Here is a 15,758-nt window from a genome sequence, read left to right on the forward strand (position 1 = left end):
CCGAATCATGTTCTAGGGCTTGAACGCAAGGATCACCGATGGTGGACGTAGGCGGGCTTGAGCGTGCGCTCGTCGTAGTAGCGGTGGAAGACCGGCGTGGCGCCACCGGAGATCGGTGGCACGATCCACGACCAGTCGGCCGGGCAGACGCGCCCCGCCTTCTCCTCGCGCGCCAGGTGCGTCAGGAAGCGCCGTGACTCGGTGTGGTGGTCGGTCATCGTGACCCCCGCCCGCTCGAAGGAGTGCAGCACGGCCACGTTGAGCTCGACCAGCGCGTGGTCGCGCCACAGGGAGCGCTCGGTGGAGGTGTCGAGCCCGAGCCGCTCGGCCACCACGGGTATCTGATCGTAGCGGTCGGGGTCGGCCAGGTTGCGCGCCCCGATCTCGGCGCCCATGTACCAGCCGTTGAACGGCGCGCACGGGTAGCAGATCCCCCCGATCTCCAGGCACATGTTGGAGATGGCCGGTACGGCGTGCCAGCGCAACCCGAGGTCGGCGAACCACCGGTACTCCGGGTGCTCGATCGGCACCTCGAGCACCGCGTCCCCGGGCAGGTTGCACAGCAGCGGCCCACCGAAGGAGGGCTGGATCAGCACCGGCAGCACGTCGAACCGGCCGGCCCCGCCGTGCCAGCCGTGCGACTTGGCCAGCTCGGTGAACTCGACGTAGCGGGGGTCGCCGACGATCGAGCCGTCCTCCGCGCGGTGTCCGGCGTAGCGGATCAGTTGCTCGTTGAGTACCCGCGGGCCGCGGCGGGCGGGCGTGTCGGGAGCGAACACGGTGATGGTGGGGCGGATCCTGCCTTCGCCGGTGGCCTCGCGCAGGTGGGCGACGCATTCCAGGGCCACGCCCTCGGCGCCGGTGATCTGCCGCCTGTCGCGCACCTTGAGCGAGCGCCAGTACAGCCGCCCGATGCACCTGTTGCTGTTGCGCCAGGCGACGCGGGCGCCGAAGGTCAGCTCCTCGGCGGTGTGGGTGTAGGTGCCGTAGCGGGCCACGTCCCGTGCGACGTCGCGCAGGCGGGCGTTGACGTCGCCGGAGCCGGGGTTCTCGGCGTGGAACTGCCGGATGAAGCGCTCGGCCTCGCGGACGTCGATCGTTCGCTCGACGAGGGTGTGGATGTCGAAGGGACGCAGTGACCGGATCCAGGTACGCACGCAGCAACCAACGCATTCCGTTCACGGAGCGCCCCGCCGGTTCCGGGCCGGGCGGCGCGTCCTGTCGGCGGTGCCCCTCCGCACCACCCCTGGTGACCTTGTCCGCAGCAGATCCCATTTTTCACCGGCGAGCCGGGATTTGTCCGCCAATCTGATGACTGGAGCGCCAGCGCTAGCGGCCAGGGCGTCGGACCAGACCGAGCTCGATCGCGGCCAGCACCGCGGAGGTGCGGTCGGAGACCTCGAGCTTGGCGAACACGCGCAGCAGGTGCGTCTTGACCGTGGCCGCCCCGATGAACAGCCGCCGCCCGATCTCCACGTTGGTCAGCCCGGCGGCGACCAGCTCGAGCACCTCCCGTTCCCGCGCCGACAGCGTGGGAGCGGGAGCGGGCGGGCGCTGCTCGGCCAGGCGGGCGGCCACCGACGGCGCGAGCACGGTGCGGCCCTGGGCGGCGGAGCGCACGGCGGCGGCCAGCTCGGCCCTGGAGACGTCCTTGAGCAGGTAGCCGATGGCTCCCGCGGCGACCGCGCGCTGCACGTCGGCGTCGTCCTCGTAGGTGGTCAGCACGATGATCCTGAAGTCGGCGGCCAGCCGCCTGATCGCGCTCAGCCCGTCGCCGCCGGGCATGCGCAGGTCCATCAGGATCACGTCGGGCCGCAGCCGCGGCGCCACCACGACCGCCTCGTCGCCTGATCCCGCCTCCCCGACCACCTCGATGTCCGGCTCGATGGTCAGCATGCCGTACAGGCCCTCGCGGACGATCGGGTGGTCGTCGACGATCATCACCCCGAGCACGGCAGCTCCACGGCGAGCGTGGCGCCGCGGCCGGGCGCGCTGTCGACCGAGACCGTGCCGCCCAGCCGCGCCACCCGGTTGCGCATCGCGCGCAGCCCGTACCCGCCCGCGTCCGGCTCGAAGCCGCGTCCGTCGTCGGTCACCGACAGCCGGACCCTGTCGCCGTCGAAGGCCAGCGACACCGTGGCCGTGGAGGCGCCCGCGTGCTTGCGCACGTTGGCCAGCGCCTCCTGCGCCGCGCGGACCACGACCGCCTCCGCCTCGCCGCCCAGCCGCGCGGGCGTTCCGCTGACGACCACCTCCACCGGCAGCTCGAACCCGCCCGCCACCCGCCTGATCGCCTCCTCCAGCGAGGCCCCCGCCAGCGCGGGCGGCGCCAGCGCCGCGATGAGCGCCCGCGTCTCGGCCAGGTTGTCCTTGGCCGTCTGTACGGCCAGCGTCAGGTGCCTGTTGGGTCCCGTGGCGGCCTCGGCGGCCTGCAGCAGCATGACGATGCCGGCGAACCCCTGGGCGAGCGTGTCGTGGATGTCGCCGGCCAGCCGTTCGCGCTCGGCCAGCACGCCGGCCTCCTTGCTGACGGCGGCCAGCTCGTCGCGGGTGCGGTCGAGCTCTTCGATGAGGCGTGCCCGCTCGGTGTTCTGCTCCGACAGCCGGCCGATGAACGTGCCGAGCAGCGCGGTGGACGACAGCATGATCACCAGTGTGATGGCGATCAGCAGGGGATGGATGCCCTGGCGGACCATGTCGACGCCGATCGGCGCGGCGAGCAGCGCCACGATCTGGGCCATGGCCCGCGCTCTGCGCAGCGTCATGAACGTGATCGGGATCAGCGCGGACAGCGCGATCCCCGTCGCCGGGTCGAGCACGTCGGCCACAGTGAACAGCGCCAGGGAAAGCCACGCGAACGGCACGCTGCCCGGCGCGGGGATCGCCTCTGCGCGCACGGCCGCCCGCCCGATCCAGAGGTAGGCGGCGGCCAGCAGCAGCAGCGCGCCCACGGCCCCGAACAGGCGCGGCGGCACGTCCTGGTTTCCCGCGATGACGACGACCGTGGCCACGAGCACGACCGCGAAGAGCGCGTCCCAGTACGGATAGGAGCGCCGCCAGGCGTTCTCGGCCCGCGCGGCCACGGGACTGCCATCCATGATCAGCAGTTTTCCGCTCCCACCGCGCGGTGTCCACCAGATAGTGGATTGCGCATCTCACCCAGGCCTGCATCCATCACACCCCTGAGGCCCGGGGACTCCGGCGATTTCGGGTCCGGGGTGGCGGGTTCCGGCACCGGGGTGACGGGCTCCGGCACCGGGGTGACGGGCTCCGGCACCGGGGTGACGGGCTCCGGTGGCGGGGTGGTGGGCTTCGGGCGGCCTCGGTGGCGGGTTCTGGGCGCCGTGACGGCGGGTCGCGTCCCCGACTCGCCGGAAGCGCCGGATGCGGGCCCTGAGCCGAAGTGCGGCGGGCGGACGGTGGGGCGGCTTGCCGTACAGACGAGATGCGGTGCATCGCCAGCAGAAAGCTTGGACCGCAGGACGGGAGTGTGGGCTGGTGTGCGGGCGTAGGACGCGAGAAGCCCCTTCCCCGCTCATCTGGCGTGGCTCCCCTTCGGGCGCTCAGCCAATCACGGTCTTGGCGCCTGGGCGGCGTTGATTTTCACGGCGGCTTCGACTCGGGAACTGGCTGATCGTCGCGTCCGTTATGCGATCAGAAAGGGGGCGACTTGGGGAGGAGACGTAAACGCGATCGGCTTCAGAGGGCTGCACTTCGCCTTGAGAGAGCTGCACTTCGCCATCGCACGTGGGCGGATCTGTCGGTCAGAAAGCGGCTTTCAACCGCACAGGGTCAGTTAGCGGTAGCCGCGGCGATTTTAGCAGTGATCATCGCAGTTGCCACAACAGACGACATCTTACGCGTGTGGGACATCCAGCGGCACGGAGTCACCGCGACAGCCGTCGTCGAGAAAGTGAACAGCAGTCGTCGGCACCGTCTTGATCGGGCGATCGTGAAGGTTGTCACCGCCGATGGCACCACCTTTTCTGCCACCGTAGGCTGGCATCGATGGTACGGAAGTCCGAAGGCTGGAGACACTCACCAGGTTCTCTACTTGCCCTCAGATCCCGAAGCCACAGTCCTCGACAAAACCCTTCCATTCGTGCACACAACACATCTGCTCGGCCTACTGGCCATTGTGTCTCTTGGCTGGATTTTCGTAGAAATCTGGAGGAAAGGGATGCTGTTTAGTCGAGGATCCGCACGAATCTAACGGTGGATTCCAACTTCCCTCCAGGGCGTTTGCGGTTGCCAATCATCAGCCGTACATCGTGGTTGGAACCATAGATCACCGCAAGCGCCACATTCCTATCCGCCGCCTGTCCGTATGCCGTCGTCCCACCCCTGGGGGCCGGACCAGCCGCGGGCTGCCCGGCCCCGCGTCCGGCGCCAGGACCACGATGGAACAAGGCGGCCCCGCGGCTGGTCTGCTGGGGCTTGCCCTGGAAGGAGCGGTCAGGCGCCATCGCCAACCACTCCACCACCGTTCGTCGTGATTCGGCCTGCCCGGAGCCGGAGGGCCCCCGCCAGAGGCACGCAGTAAGGCCCGCCGGCCAACGAGGGAGGCAGCCATCAGAAGTCGCTGGAAGGCCCGGGAGCTCCGGCGCCGAGGTGGTGGACTTCGGCGCCGGGGTGGTGGGCTTCGGGCGGCCTCGGTGGCGGGTTCTGGGCGCCGTGACGGCGGGTGCGCGTCCCCGACTCGCCGGAAGCGCCGGATGCGGGCCCTGAGCCGAAGTACGGCGGGCGGACGGTGGGGCGGCTTGCCGTACAGACGAGATGCGGGGGAACGCCGGACGAAAGCGTGGACTGGTGTGCGGGCGTAGGACGCGAGAAGCCCCTTCCTGAGGAGGAAGGGGCTTCGGTGGCTCCCGCGATAGGACTCGAACCTATAACCTGCCGGTTAACAGCCGGCTGCTCTGCCGTTGAGCTACGCGGGATCGTGCGTTTACGCCGCTCACGTGGGCCCTGGAGGGGCTTTCCGCTCGGCGCACGAATAGATTAGCGCATGCCGGGAGTGCGTGTCGCATCGTGAGCGGGGTAGGCCCGGAGACAGCGGAGGTGGAAGATGCGATATCGGATGGCGTTCGCTGCCGGGCTGGTCATCGGCTATGTGCTGGGCAGCAGGGCGGGCCGCGAGCGGTACGAGCAGATCAAGCGCGCGGCCAGGCGGGTTGCCGACAGCCCGACGGTGCAGGAGGCCGCGGGCCTGATGGGCGCGCAGGTGTCGAAGGCGGCCGGGGCCGCCAAGAGCAAGGTGGGCGGCGTGCTGCAGCAGCGGATCCCGTTCTTGAGGTCGGCCGAGCACGAGACGGGCACCGGCTGGCCCGACGAGGAGAGCAAACCGGAGGAGCCGAGCATCCCGTACTAGACGCCCATGCTGCGCCGCACTCCTTCGAGTGCCTGTTCCGCCTGGGCGCGCAGGCCGGGGTCGTCGGGGTCGAGGCCGTCGTCGAAGACGAGCGTCCAGCCGAGCACCTCGCCGCCCGGCCTGCGCCTGGCCACCAGCCGGACGCCGCCGCGCCCCGGCAGGTCGACGTGCTTGTTGACGACGATGGTGGCGTTGACGCGCTCGCGCACGGTCTCGGGCAACATGCGCGGCTCGGTCAGCCGCTCGAGGCGGACCTCGCCCGCGGTGGTCAGGACGCGCAGCCCGTCCTCGTCCCACACGGCCCTGTCGATCGTCTCGTACGGCACGCGCGTACCGTCGGCCAGGAACAGCGCCAGGTTGGTCGCCACCACGTAGCCGTCCTCCCCCTGGGCGAACGTCAGCACCCGCTCGCCCGGCTCGGTCGCCAGGGACTTGCGGACATCGGCAGGCAGGCGGCGCAGAAAGCTCATTGCTCCACGGTATCGGCGAGCAGATCCAGGGTGAGCGCCGCGCTCCAGCTGAAGTCCCTGCAGCCGCGCCCGCTGCCGTCGAAGGGGTCGAAGCACTCGCGGAAGCCGGCCTGCCGTACCAGCCGCAGCGTGCCGTTGGCCAGTTGCTGGCCGAGGGCGACGCGGTCGTGTACGGCGGCGGCCCTGCGCAGCAGCCAGTTGGTGTTCACCCAGGACGGGCCGCGCCAGTAGCGGGTGCGGTCGAACTGGGCGGCGCGAATCTCGCAGCTGGGCACCGGGTAGCCGGTGGCGCCCATGAAGCGGGCGGACTCCAGGATGTCGATGGCCGCGCTGACCCGGTCGCCGGGCAGCCCGGGATCGAGCAGCGGGCCGAAGCCGCCCACGGTGCAGACCTTGATGAGCTGGTCGGCGCGCAGGTCGCGGGCGTAGAAGCAGCCGTCCCACAGCCGTTCGAGCAGCGCGCGCCTGATGCGCTCGGCCTGCTCGGTGTGCGGCACGGGGTCGGCGCCCGCCACCGGCGCCAGTTCGGCCATCGCCTGGCAGGAGGCCAGCCAGATCCCGTTGAACATCGGGTCCTCGATGGCGAACGGGTGCTCGTCGCGCAGGTACTCGGGCCGGTATCCGGAGTTGCGGTAGGCCAGGGCGAGCCAGACGTAGCGGTCGTGGTCGCTGTCGGGGTGTCGTTGTTCGAGGTCGACGTTGCGGTAGCCGTACCTGATCTCGGGGAGGGCGGCCAGCGGCTGGTCCCAGGCGGGGCTGTCGTCCATGCCCGACTCCCAGGGGTGCACGATCGCCGCCAGCCCCGCGCCGCCCAGATCGCGGGCGGTGGACAGGTAGGCGTGCTGTGCGCTGAGCGCCGGGTAGACCTGCCTGACCAGGTCGGCGTCGCCGGCGTGCCGCCACAGCCACCAGATGGCCAGCGCGTGCAGCGGCGGCGCGGTCAGGCCCGAGGTGAGCACGCCGCGCGGCGCGGCCTCGTGGTCCTGCGAGCGCCAGACGGACGGTCCAGGGAAGTACGCCTCGGGGGTGTGGAAGACGATGTGCGGCACCATGCCGGTCGACCACTGCCCGTTCAGCAGGCTGAGCAGCTCGGCCCTGGCCCGGTCGGGCCGGTGTCTGGCCAGCCCGATCGCCACGAAGGCGGAGTCCCAGCTCCACTGGTGGGGGTAGAGGCCGGGCGCGGGCACAGTGGCGGTCCCCGTCCAGTTCGCCTCGAGCACGGACAGCGCCTCGCGCCCGAGCGCGGCATCGTCGACCGCTGGCCGCGCCTCCATCAACCCACTATGCGCCCCGTTGTCCTACAGCGCTACGTTCGGGCCCACTTCGACACGAGCATGACACCGAAGACGACGGCACCGATGATGAGCCCCCACTTCAGGAGCGTGAAGGCGAACCCCACGAGGGGGCCGATGAGGATGAAGGCGGCGATGATCGCGGCGATGATCAGAAGAATGCGTCCCATGGCTTCGACGTTACGAGATCGTTTAAGCCAATTGCAGGTGTTACAGGGTTGAATCAGGGACAAGTCAGGGACCCCCCTTACCCCGGCAGGAACCAACCCGCCATGCTTGCCGTTAAGCCGAGTGAATCGGGCCAAGGGGGACCCTTCTCACGGGGAGTGTGATGGGCCAGGGACCACCAATGAGCAGGGAAGGCGCCGAATACGCCTTGCGCGCCCGCGCCGACGAGCGCGACAGGATCTCCGGCGACCTGCTCGACCTTGAGTCGCACACCACCTACCAGCTGCTCAAGGGATCGAACTTACGGGGAGCCACCCAACAGCGCTGGCAGGCGGCACAGGCCGCGCTGGCCACCCTGTGGGGCCTCTACGACGCCTACCGTGCCGTCTTACGCGACGCCGAGCAGATCAGGGCGAGCCGCGGCAGGCTCGGCTCCGACGAGCTGGCCGAGCTGACCGCGTTGCTGGCCGGACGCTCGGTGGTGCTGAAGGCCGCCGCCAAGCCCGTCGAGCAGCGCTCGCTGCTGCCGCAGGCCGACGAGCGCCTGACCATGGACGAGACGGTGACCCGGATGGACGCCGCCTTCCGCGAGGTCACCGGCACCCTCACCGACATCGACGCGGCCTGGAACACCTGCCTGCCCCGCCTGGACGACGCCGACGCCCAGCTGCGCGCCATCCACGACCTGCAGGCCGAACTGGGCGAGAGCCTCGACCTGACCCAGGTACAGACCGACCTCAAGCGCCTGCGCGGCGCCGCGGTCGAAGACCCCCTCGGCTCCCCGCCGTCCGCGGCCGAGCTCGACCGCATCGCCGCCCTCCTGTCCGGCTCGCGCACCGACCTGGAGCGCGCGCTGCAGGTCAAGCGCGAGTACGGCAGGCGCCGCGAGGACCTGGTCGCCGCGCTCGACCGGGTCAGGGGCGCCGAGAGCGAGGCACGGCTGGCCCACGGCCAGGTGGTCGTGAAGATCGCCCTGCCGCCGCAGGCCTCCCCCAGGAGCCGCGCCGAGGACCTGGCCGCCGAGCTCGACGCGCTCGACGTCTCGGCCGACACCTGGCTGAACAGATCGGGGCGCCTGACGGCGCTCGAAGGCTCCGTGGCCAAGGCGCTGCGCCAGGCGCAGGCCACGGCCAAGGCGCTGTACGGCCTGGTGGGCAGGCGCGACGAGCTGCGCGGACGGCTCGAGGCCACCCAGGCGATGGCCGTGCGGCGGGGGCGGGCCGAGGACCCCGCCACCGTCCAGGCCTACCAGCAGGCCAGGGTGCTGCTCTGGAGCGCCCCCTGCGACCTCACGAGGGCGGCCGAGGCCGTCGACCTGTACCAGCGTGCGATCCACGGAGGTGGGCGATGACCCGCTGCGCACAGCCCGGATGCACCGGGACGATCGAGGACGGCTACTGCGACCTCTGCGGCGCCGCCGCCCCGGCCCAGCAGGCCGGGAGTCCGCCGCCCATTCAGACGGGCCAGGTGCTGCCCGGCCCCGCCGCACCCGACACCGCGCCGGTGAGCAGGGGCATGAGCACCCCGCTCAGCAGGCAGATGACGGGCCCCACGAGCAGCGGCCGCTCCCGGGCCGGCGTGCTCGGCGACGCGCTCGACGACCTGCCGCCCATCCCCTACCGCGACCCCTCGACCGCGGTCCTGGCCAACCCCGAGGTGCCGGAGGACAAGCGCTTCTGCGCCAACCCGGCCTGCGGCAAGCCCGTCGGCCGTTCCCGCAGCGGACGGCCCGGCCTGCCCGAGGGGTTCTGCCCGCACTGCCGTACCCAGTTCTCCTTCACCCCCAAGCTGGGCAAGGGCGACCTGGTCGCCGCCCAGTACCGGGTGCTCGGCTGCCTGGCGCACGGCGGGCTCGGCTGGATCTACCTGGCCGCCGACGAGAACCTGGACGGCCGCTGGGTGGTGCTCAAGGGCCTGCTCAACACCGCCGACGCCGAGGCGCTCGCGGCGGCCGAGGCCGAGCGGCGCTTCCTGACCACGGTCGACCACCCCAACATCGTCAAGATCTTCAACTTCCAGCGCTCGGCCGGGCTCGGCTACATCGTCATGGAGTACGTCGGCGGCCAGTCGCTGCACGAGCTGCGCCGCCAGGGCCCGATCCCGCTGCGCGAGACGCTCATGTACGGCCGCGAGATCCTGCGGGCCTTCAGCTACCTGCACGAGCAGGGCGTGGTCTACTGCGACCTCAAACCGGCCAACGTCATCCGCGTCGGCAAGCGGCTCAAGCTGATCGACCTGGGCGCCGTCCAGCGCATCGGCTCGCCGCCGGGCACCTCGTGGGCCACGGTCGGCTACCACGCGCCCGAGCTGGACACCCAGCCCTCCTCGGTGGCCTCCGACCTGTACACGGTGGCGCGGACGCTGGCCGTACTGGCCATCCAGAACTTCAGCCCGGCCAAGAGCGGGCAGGCGACGCCGCTGCCGCAGGACTGCGGGAACGAGTCGTTCGCCCGGCTGCTGCGCAGGGCCACCGCGCACGACCCCAACCTCAGGTTCGCCAGCGCGGTGGACATGGAGGACCAGCTGGTCGGGGTGCTGCGCGAGGTGTCGGCGATCGCCGACGGCGTGCCGTACCCGGCGCCCTCGAGGTTGTTCGGGCCCGAGCGGCTGGCGGCAGGCGCCTCGCTGTCGCAGGACACCGGCAGGGTGTTCGACCCGCTCGACCCGCTGGCGGCGGCCAGGGCGCTGCCCGTGCCGCTGATGGACCCGCTCGACCCGGCCACCGGCGCCCTCGCGGGGCTGGTGGGGCGCGACCCCGTGCAGCTGATCGCCCAGGTGAGCGGGATGCAGCAGACGCCCGAGGCCATGCTGACCAAGATCCGCCTCATGGCGGAGCAGGGCGGCGACCACACCGCCGCCACGCTCCAGGAGCTGGATCAGGCCGAGCGGGCGATCGGCGGCGACTGGCGCCTCACCTGGTACCGCGGCGTGCACGCGCTGACCTCCGGCAACGCCGGGCAGGCCGTGCAGTACTTCGACGCGTGCTTCTCCATGCTGCCGGGCGAGCTCGCGCCCAAGCTGGCCCTGGCCTTCGCGCTGGAGTGCGCGGGCCAGGACCCGTCGCCCTGGTACACCAGCGTGTGGCGCACCGACCGCTCCTACGTCAGCGCCGCCTTCGGCCTGGCCAGGACGGGCCGGGTCACGGTGCTCGACGAGGTGCCCTCCTCCTCCAGCCACCGGGTGGCCGCCGACATGGCGCTGGTGGCCTCCATCGCCCGCCACCACGCGGTCGACCGGGTCAAGCCCGAGCAGCTCACCGACGCCGCGGAACGCCTCGACGACCTGGTCGAGGTGGCGCCGCGGCGGCGCGAGTCGCTCACCGCCGAGCTGCTCGAGGCCGCGCTGCGCTGGCTGGCGGCGGGCAACCGGCCGCCCGGCAGCATGAGCCTGGCCGGCGCCCCGCTCACCGACGCAGGCATGCGCAGGCAGCTCGAGGCGACCCTGCGCAGGCTCGCCTCCTCGGCCGACACCCGCCAGGAGAAGCACGTGCTCGTCAACCGCGCCAACGCCATCCGACCCAGGACCTGGATATGAACTGTCCCGTGTGCGAGACCCCGGTCGTGGCCGGGGACTCCTTCTGCGAGGCCTGCGGCCATCCGCTGGGCGCCCCCGCCTGTACGGCGTGCGGCGCCCCCGCCGTGGACCCCGACGGCTACTGCGAGCGCTGCGGCGTCCGCCAGCCGACCGGTCGCGACCACTCCGAGCTTGAGCTCGAGGGCGGCGCGGCCGGAGTGACCGACCGTGGCCTGCGCCGCAGCCGCAACGAGGACGCCATGGCCCTGCTGGCCGTCGACGGCGCGATCGTCACCGTGGTCTGCGACGGGGTGGGCAGCTCGCCCCGCGCCGACCAGGCCTCCGCGGTGGCGGTCGCCACGGCCTCGGCCGCGCTGGCCGAGGGCTCGTCGCAGGAGAAGGCCTTCGAGCTGGCAGGCCAGGCGGTCAACGCGCTGGCCACCTCCATCGACGACGCCCCGGCCTGCACCTACGTCTCCGCCGTCGTCACCGCCGAGCAGATCACGCTCGGCTGGGCCGGGGACACGCGGGCGTACTGGCTGCCCGGCCCTGAAGGATCCGTGGCGGAGCGAGGACAGGGCGTACTGCTCACCGAGGACGACGCCGTTCCGACCGGCGAGATCACCGCATGGCTCGGCGCCGACTCCGGCGACGTCGAGCTGCGGACTCGCACGCTCGCACCGAGGCAGCCAGGACTGCTGCTCGTGTGCAGCGACGGCCTGTGGCGCTACCTCAACGGCTACCCCTTCCCCACATCCGACAACCCCCTGGACCTGGCCCGCGTGCTGCTGCGCCACGCACTCGACTCCGGCGGGCAAGACAACGTGACCATCGTCCTGATCCCCTTTGGAGGCTCGCATGGGTGACCAGCCCACGTTCACGCTCCACATCGACCAGAACAAGTACCTCCCGCTGGACGGGCGCGAGGTGCACGCCATCCTCACCATCTCCTCCACGGGACAGGTGACCACCACCACCTCGGCACCGTCCGAGGCGGCCGAGGTCATCATCATCGACACCTCGGGCTCGATGAGCGGCAGCAAGATCAGGGAAGCCAGGCAGGCCGCGGCCACCGCTGTGCAGACCCTGCGCGACGGCGCGTACTTCGCGGTGATCGCCGGGACCGACACGGCCAAGGTCGTCTACCCGCGCGGCAACCAGCTCGTGCGGGCCTCGGCGGCCACCAGGGCCGAGGCCCAGCAGGCGATCGGGCGGCTGAACGCCAACGGCGGCACCTCGATCGGCCAGTGGCTGCTGCTCGCCCAGAACCTGCTGTCCACCCAGCCGGGCGCGATCAAGCACGCCGTCCTGATGACCGACGGGCAGAACAACGAGGGGCCCGAGCGCTTCGCCGCGGCACTGGCGCACTGCGAGGGCCACTTCACCTGCGACAGCCTGGGCGTGGGTGCCGACTGGGTGCCCGCCGAGCTGCGCAAGGTGGCCGACGCGCTGCTCGGCACCTTCGACTTCGTCCGCGACCAGAGCGACCTGGCCGCCTTCTTCCAGAAGATCACCCAGACGTCGATGGCGAAGACCGTGGCCGAGCTGGCGATGCGGGTCTGGATCCCGCAGACGGCCAGGCTGAAGTTCGTCAAGCAGGTCTCCCCCACGCTGCTCGACCTGACCGGCAAGCGCACCGACATCAACCCGCTCACCGGCGACTACCCGACCGGCTCGTGGGGCACCGAGGAACGCGAGTACCACCTGTGCGTGGAGGTCCCGCCGGGCCAGATCGGCCAGGAGATCAGGGCAGGCTGGGTCAAGCTCGTGCTGCCCGACACCCAGGAGGTCTTCGCCAGCGGCAACGTCCTGGCCCAGTGGACCGACGACCTGGCGCAGTCCACCCAGCTCAACCGCAAGGTCGCCCACTACACCGGGCAGGCCGAGCTGCACGAGCTCATCCAGGACGGCCTCAGCGCCCGCGCCGCCGGCGACGTCGACACCGCGACCGCCCGCCTGGCCAAGGCCAAGCAGCTGGCCCAGGAGTCGGGCCGCGAGGACACCGCCCGGCTGCTCGACAAGGTCGTGGAGGTCGATCCCGGCACCGGCACCGCCAGGCTGCGCCGCGACGTGGACAAGAACGACGAGATCGAGCTCGACACCGGCTCGGTCCGCACCAGCCGGCTGCGCAAGAACGAGGAGGGCTGATGGCGACCTGCCCGCAGGGCCATCCGTCGGGTTCCGACGACTACTGCGACGTGTGCGGCGCCCAGATCGGCGGGGCGCCGGCTCCCCAGGCGAGCACGCCTCCCCCGGCCGACGCGGAGCTCTGCCCGGTGTGCCAGACACCGCGCGCGGGGCAGTTCTGCGAGGTGTGCGGCCACGACTTCAGCGGCGCGAGCGCCCCGGTCCAGTTCCAGCCGCCGACGGTGGGGGTGCGCTGGGAGGCCGTCACGGCCGCCGACCGGACCTACTACGAGAAGATCGTCGCCGAGGGCGGGCCCGACGCCGCGGCCATGCAGTTCCCGCACTACTGCCCGGAACGTTCCTTCGCGCTGGCGGGTCCGGAGGTCCGCATCGGGCGGCGGAGCAAGGCCCGCGGGCTGCAGCCGGAGATCGACCTGAGCGGGCCGCCCGAGGATCCCGGCGTGTCGCATCTGCATGCCGTACTGCTCGAGCAGCCTGACGGCTCGTGGCTGCTCGTCGACCCTGGCTCGGCCAACGGCACCCAGGTCAACGGCCGCGTGCTGCCGATCAACCAGCCCGTGCCCGTGGGGCCTGGCGACCGCATCCACGTGGGCGCGTGGACGGTCATCACGATCCGCGAGGGGACGCCATGACCATGGTGCAGGCCGCGCCGCCGGCTCCGGTGGAGGTACGGCGCAGCATCCCCGGCCGCATCCGCGTCATCACCGGCGTGAGCGTGCTCGCCCTCGCGCTGCTGTTCTCGGCGCTGGCCGTGGGCAGTTCGAGCGCCCGCGAGGGGCTGCGGGTGATCGGACGCGACTCGGGGCCGCAGGTGGTCGCCACCGCCGGGCTCTACCTGGGCCTGAGCGACATGGACACGCAGGTGGCCGACGCGCTGGTGATGGGACGCGGCTACGCCCAGGAGCGCAAGGACGCCCTCGCCCGCTACGAACAGCGGCGCGCGGAGGCGCACCAGGCGCTGCTCAAGGCGTTCGAGCTGTCGGGCAACAACCCGGCGGGGCAGCGCACCGTCCAGTCGGTGCTCGACTCGCTCGGCCGCTACGAGCAACTCGCCGCCCGGGCCCTGCTGCTCGACGAGCAGTCGGGACACCTGGCGGGCGCGCCGCCGACCAACGTGGTGCAGACCTACCGGCAGGCCACCGACCTGATGAAGATGGTCATCCTGCCGCAGGCCTACAACCTGACGCTGGAGAGCGGCACGATCGTCCGCGCCACCTACGACGAGAAGTCCGCCCAGATCCCGCTCCTGCGCTTCGCGATCGTGGTGGCCGGGCTGCTCGCGCTCGGCTGCCTGGGGTGGCTGCAGCTGTACCTGTCCAGGCGCTTCCGCCGGGTCTTCGGTCCCGCGCTGCTGGTGGCGACGGCGGTGACGCTGGCGTCGCTGGTGGCGGGGGTGAGCGTGCTCGGCAAGGAGGAGAACGATCTGCGCACCGCCAAGGTGACCGGCTTCGACTCGGTGCTGTCGCTGGCCAAGGCCCGCGCCATCAGCAACAGCCTGCACGGCGACCAGAGCCGCTACCTGCTGGACAAGGGCCGCGCGGACACCTACGAGCACACCTTCCTCGACAAGTCGCAGACCGTCGTCTACCTGGCCGCCACCAACCTGGACGCCTACCAGACCAAGGTCGCCTCCGGCGCCAAGGACTACCTGGGCCTGCTCGGCACGCAGCTCGCCGGGCCGTACGGCAAGCCGGTCATCGACTCCTTCACCCAGTTCCAGGCGGCAGACCGGGAGGCCAGGCGGCTGGCTCTGTCGGGGCAGCCCGTCCAGGCCGTCTCCCAGCGCCTCGGCGACGTCGACACCGCCTACGACAACTACGACAAGGCGCTGCTGACCCTGTCCGACCAGCACCAGAAGGTGTTCCTCGAGGCCAGCGCCTCGGGCGAGAACGCGCTCGACACCCTGTGGCGGCTGCTCCCCTTCGCGATCGCGGCCATCGGACTGCTGGTCGTCGCCGGGGTGTGGCCACGGCTCAAGGAGTACCGATGAAGCGGCTGCTGCCCGTCGCGCTCGTCCTGGTCTCGCTGGTCGCCGCGGCCTGCGGGTCCGGGTCGCCGGAGACCATCGTGGGCAAGGACAAGCTCATCGTCGGCGTACGGCCGGACCTGCCGCTGATCGGCGTCAAGAAGCCGGACGGCACCTTCGAGGGGTTCGACGTCGACGTGGCCCGCTACATCGGCAAGAAGCTTGGCGCCGAGATCGAGTTCACCCCCGTGCTCGCCGCGCAGCGGGAGTCGGCGCTGACCTCAGGAAACGTCGACATGGTGCTCGCCTCCTACACCATCAGCCAGGACCGCAAGGCGAAGGTCCTGTTCGGCGGGCCGTACATCATCGCCTACCAGGACCTGCTGGTCCGCAAGGACGAGACCGGCATCGACAACGTGCGTGACCTGAAGGGCCGCAGGATCTGCCAGGTCAAGGGGTCGAACGCGGCCCAGCGCGTGATCGAGGAGCGCAAGGTGCAGGCGCAGGTGGTGCCCGTCGCCGACTACGCCACGTGCGTGCAGATGCTGAAGTCCTCCCAGCTGGACGTCATCACCACCGACGACGTCATCCTGGCCGGGCTGGCCGCGACCAACGACGGGATGAAGCTCGTCAACGCCAAGTTCAACGAGCAGCGGACCGGGATCGGGCTCCGCAAGACGGACGTCGAGGGGTGCGAGGCGGTGAACCGGGCGATCACCGACATGTACCAGGACGGGACGGCGGCCCGGCTCCTCCACCGCTGGTTCGACAAGGCGGGTCTGTCCCTCACCACGATCGCCGTCCCCCAGTTCGAGGGCTGCTCCTAGCGATCG

The 15,758-nt window shown here is 71.2% G+C and carries 14 protein-coding genes and 1 tRNA gene; 8 read left to right on the forward strand and 7 right to left on the reverse strand.

The annotated features are described in order from the left end of the window. Positions 1-32: 32 nt before the first annotated feature. From KIK09_RS25870 to KIK09_RS25890, 4 genes are all read right to left on the reverse strand, one after another. The gene (locus KIK09_RS25870) at positions 33-1,157 is read right to left on the reverse strand and encodes a nitric oxide synthase oxygenase (protein WP_214321932.1); all 1,125 of its coding nucleotides are present in this window, start codon (positions 1,155-1,157) and stop codon (positions 33-35) included. A gap of 172 nt (positions 1,158-1,329) precedes the next feature. Next, a complete protein-coding gene (locus tag KIK09_RS25875) occupies positions 1,330-1,953 on the reverse strand; it encodes a response regulator (protein ID WP_214321933.1) in 624 nt (207 codons plus the stop codon). After that, positions 1,941-3,098 carry a sensor histidine kinase gene (locus KIK09_RS25880; protein ID WP_214321934.1) on the reverse strand — a complete coding sequence of 386 codons (1,158 nt, stop codon included), beginning with the start codon at positions 3,096-3,098 and terminating at the stop codon, positions 1,941-1,943. Before KIK09_RS25880 ends, KIK09_RS25875 begins: the two co-directional genes overlap by 13 nt. 1,764 nt (positions 3,099-4,862) lie before the next feature. Beyond that, positions 4,863-4,937: transfer RNA gene (locus KIK09_RS25890), tRNA-Asn, on the reverse strand. A 128-nt stretch (positions 4,938-5,065) separates the two neighbouring features. Here KIK09_RS25890 and KIK09_RS25895 point away from each other — a divergent pair. After that, positions 5,066-5,368, forward strand: coding sequence for a YtxH domain-containing protein (locus KIK09_RS25895; RefSeq protein ID WP_214321936.1), 303 nt, complete (start codon positions 5,066-5,068; stop codon positions 5,366-5,368). Here the strand turns inward: KIK09_RS25895 and KIK09_RS25900 are convergent. The 3 genes from KIK09_RS25900 to KIK09_RS25910 are packed head-to-tail and all read right to left on the reverse strand — an operon-like array spanning position 5,365 to position 7,300. Beyond that, positions 5,365-5,838, reverse strand: a complete 474-nt coding sequence (locus KIK09_RS25900) for a hypothetical protein (RefSeq protein ID WP_214321937.1) — start codon at positions 5,836-5,838, stop codon at positions 5,365-5,367. The two genes, KIK09_RS25895 and KIK09_RS25900, sit on opposite strands and share 4 nt — an antisense overlap. Continuing rightward, on the reverse strand, positions 5,835-7,112 hold the full coding sequence (locus KIK09_RS25905; RefSeq protein ID WP_214321938.1) for an amylo-alpha-1,6-glucosidase: 1,278 nt from the start codon (positions 7,110-7,112) through the stop codon (positions 5,835-5,837). The genes KIK09_RS25900 and KIK09_RS25905 overlap by 4 nt, the downstream gene beginning before the upstream one ends. 32 nt (positions 7,113-7,144) lie before the next feature. Beyond that, a complete protein-coding gene (locus KIK09_RS25910; RefSeq protein ID WP_214321939.1) occupies positions 7,145-7,300 on the reverse strand; it encodes a hypothetical protein in 156 nt (51 codons plus the stop codon). A gap of 179 nt (positions 7,301-7,479) precedes the next feature. Between KIK09_RS25910 and KIK09_RS25915 the strand changes: the two genes are divergently transcribed. The 7 genes from KIK09_RS25915 to KIK09_RS25945 are packed head-to-tail and all read left to right on the forward strand — an operon-like array spanning position 7,480 to position 15,752. Further along, positions 7,480-8,649, forward strand: a complete 1,170-nt coding sequence (locus KIK09_RS25915) for a hypothetical protein (protein WP_214321940.1) — start codon at positions 7,480-7,482, stop codon at positions 8,647-8,649. After that, entirely contained in the window at positions 8,646-10,832 is a 2,187-nt protein-coding gene (locus KIK09_RS25920; protein WP_250573767.1) for a serine/threonine-protein kinase, read from the forward strand. Before KIK09_RS25915 ends, KIK09_RS25920 begins: the two co-directional genes overlap by 4 nt. Positions 10,833-10,840: 8 nt before the next feature. After that, positions 10,841-11,677 carry a PP2C family protein-serine/threonine phosphatase gene (locus tag KIK09_RS25925; RefSeq protein ID WP_308164290.1) on the forward strand — a complete coding sequence of 279 codons (837 nt, stop codon included), beginning with the start codon at positions 10,841-10,843 and terminating at the stop codon, positions 11,675-11,677. Next, on the forward strand, positions 11,670-12,959 hold the full coding sequence (locus KIK09_RS25930; RefSeq protein ID WP_214321942.1) for a vWA domain-containing protein: 1,290 nt from the start codon (positions 11,670-11,672) through the stop codon (positions 12,957-12,959). The genes KIK09_RS25925 and KIK09_RS25930 overlap by 8 nt, the downstream gene beginning before the upstream one ends. Then, positions 12,959-13,591: an FHA domain-containing protein gene (locus KIK09_RS25935; protein ID WP_214321943.1), complete on the forward strand. Its 633-nt coding sequence runs from the start codon at positions 12,959-12,961 to the stop codon at positions 13,589-13,591. The genes KIK09_RS25930 and KIK09_RS25935 overlap by 1 nt, the downstream gene beginning before the upstream one ends. Next, entirely contained in the window at positions 13,588-14,949 is a 1,362-nt protein-coding gene (locus tag KIK09_RS25940) for a GlnX family signal transduction membrane protein (protein WP_214321944.1), read from the forward strand. The genes KIK09_RS25935 and KIK09_RS25940 overlap by 4 nt, the downstream gene beginning before the upstream one ends. Next, positions 14,946-15,752, forward strand: coding sequence for a glutamate ABC transporter substrate-binding protein (locus tag KIK09_RS25945; RefSeq protein ID WP_214321945.1), 807 nt, complete (start codon positions 14,946-14,948; stop codon positions 15,750-15,752). Before KIK09_RS25940 ends, KIK09_RS25945 begins: the two co-directional genes overlap by 4 nt. The last annotated feature ends 6 nt before the right edge of the window (positions 15,753-15,758 follow it).

This window comes from Nonomuraea sediminis (genome assembly GCF_018531495.1).
GTDB lineage: Bacteria > Actinomycetota > Actinomycetes > Streptosporangiales > Streptosporangiaceae > Nonomuraea > Nonomuraea sediminis.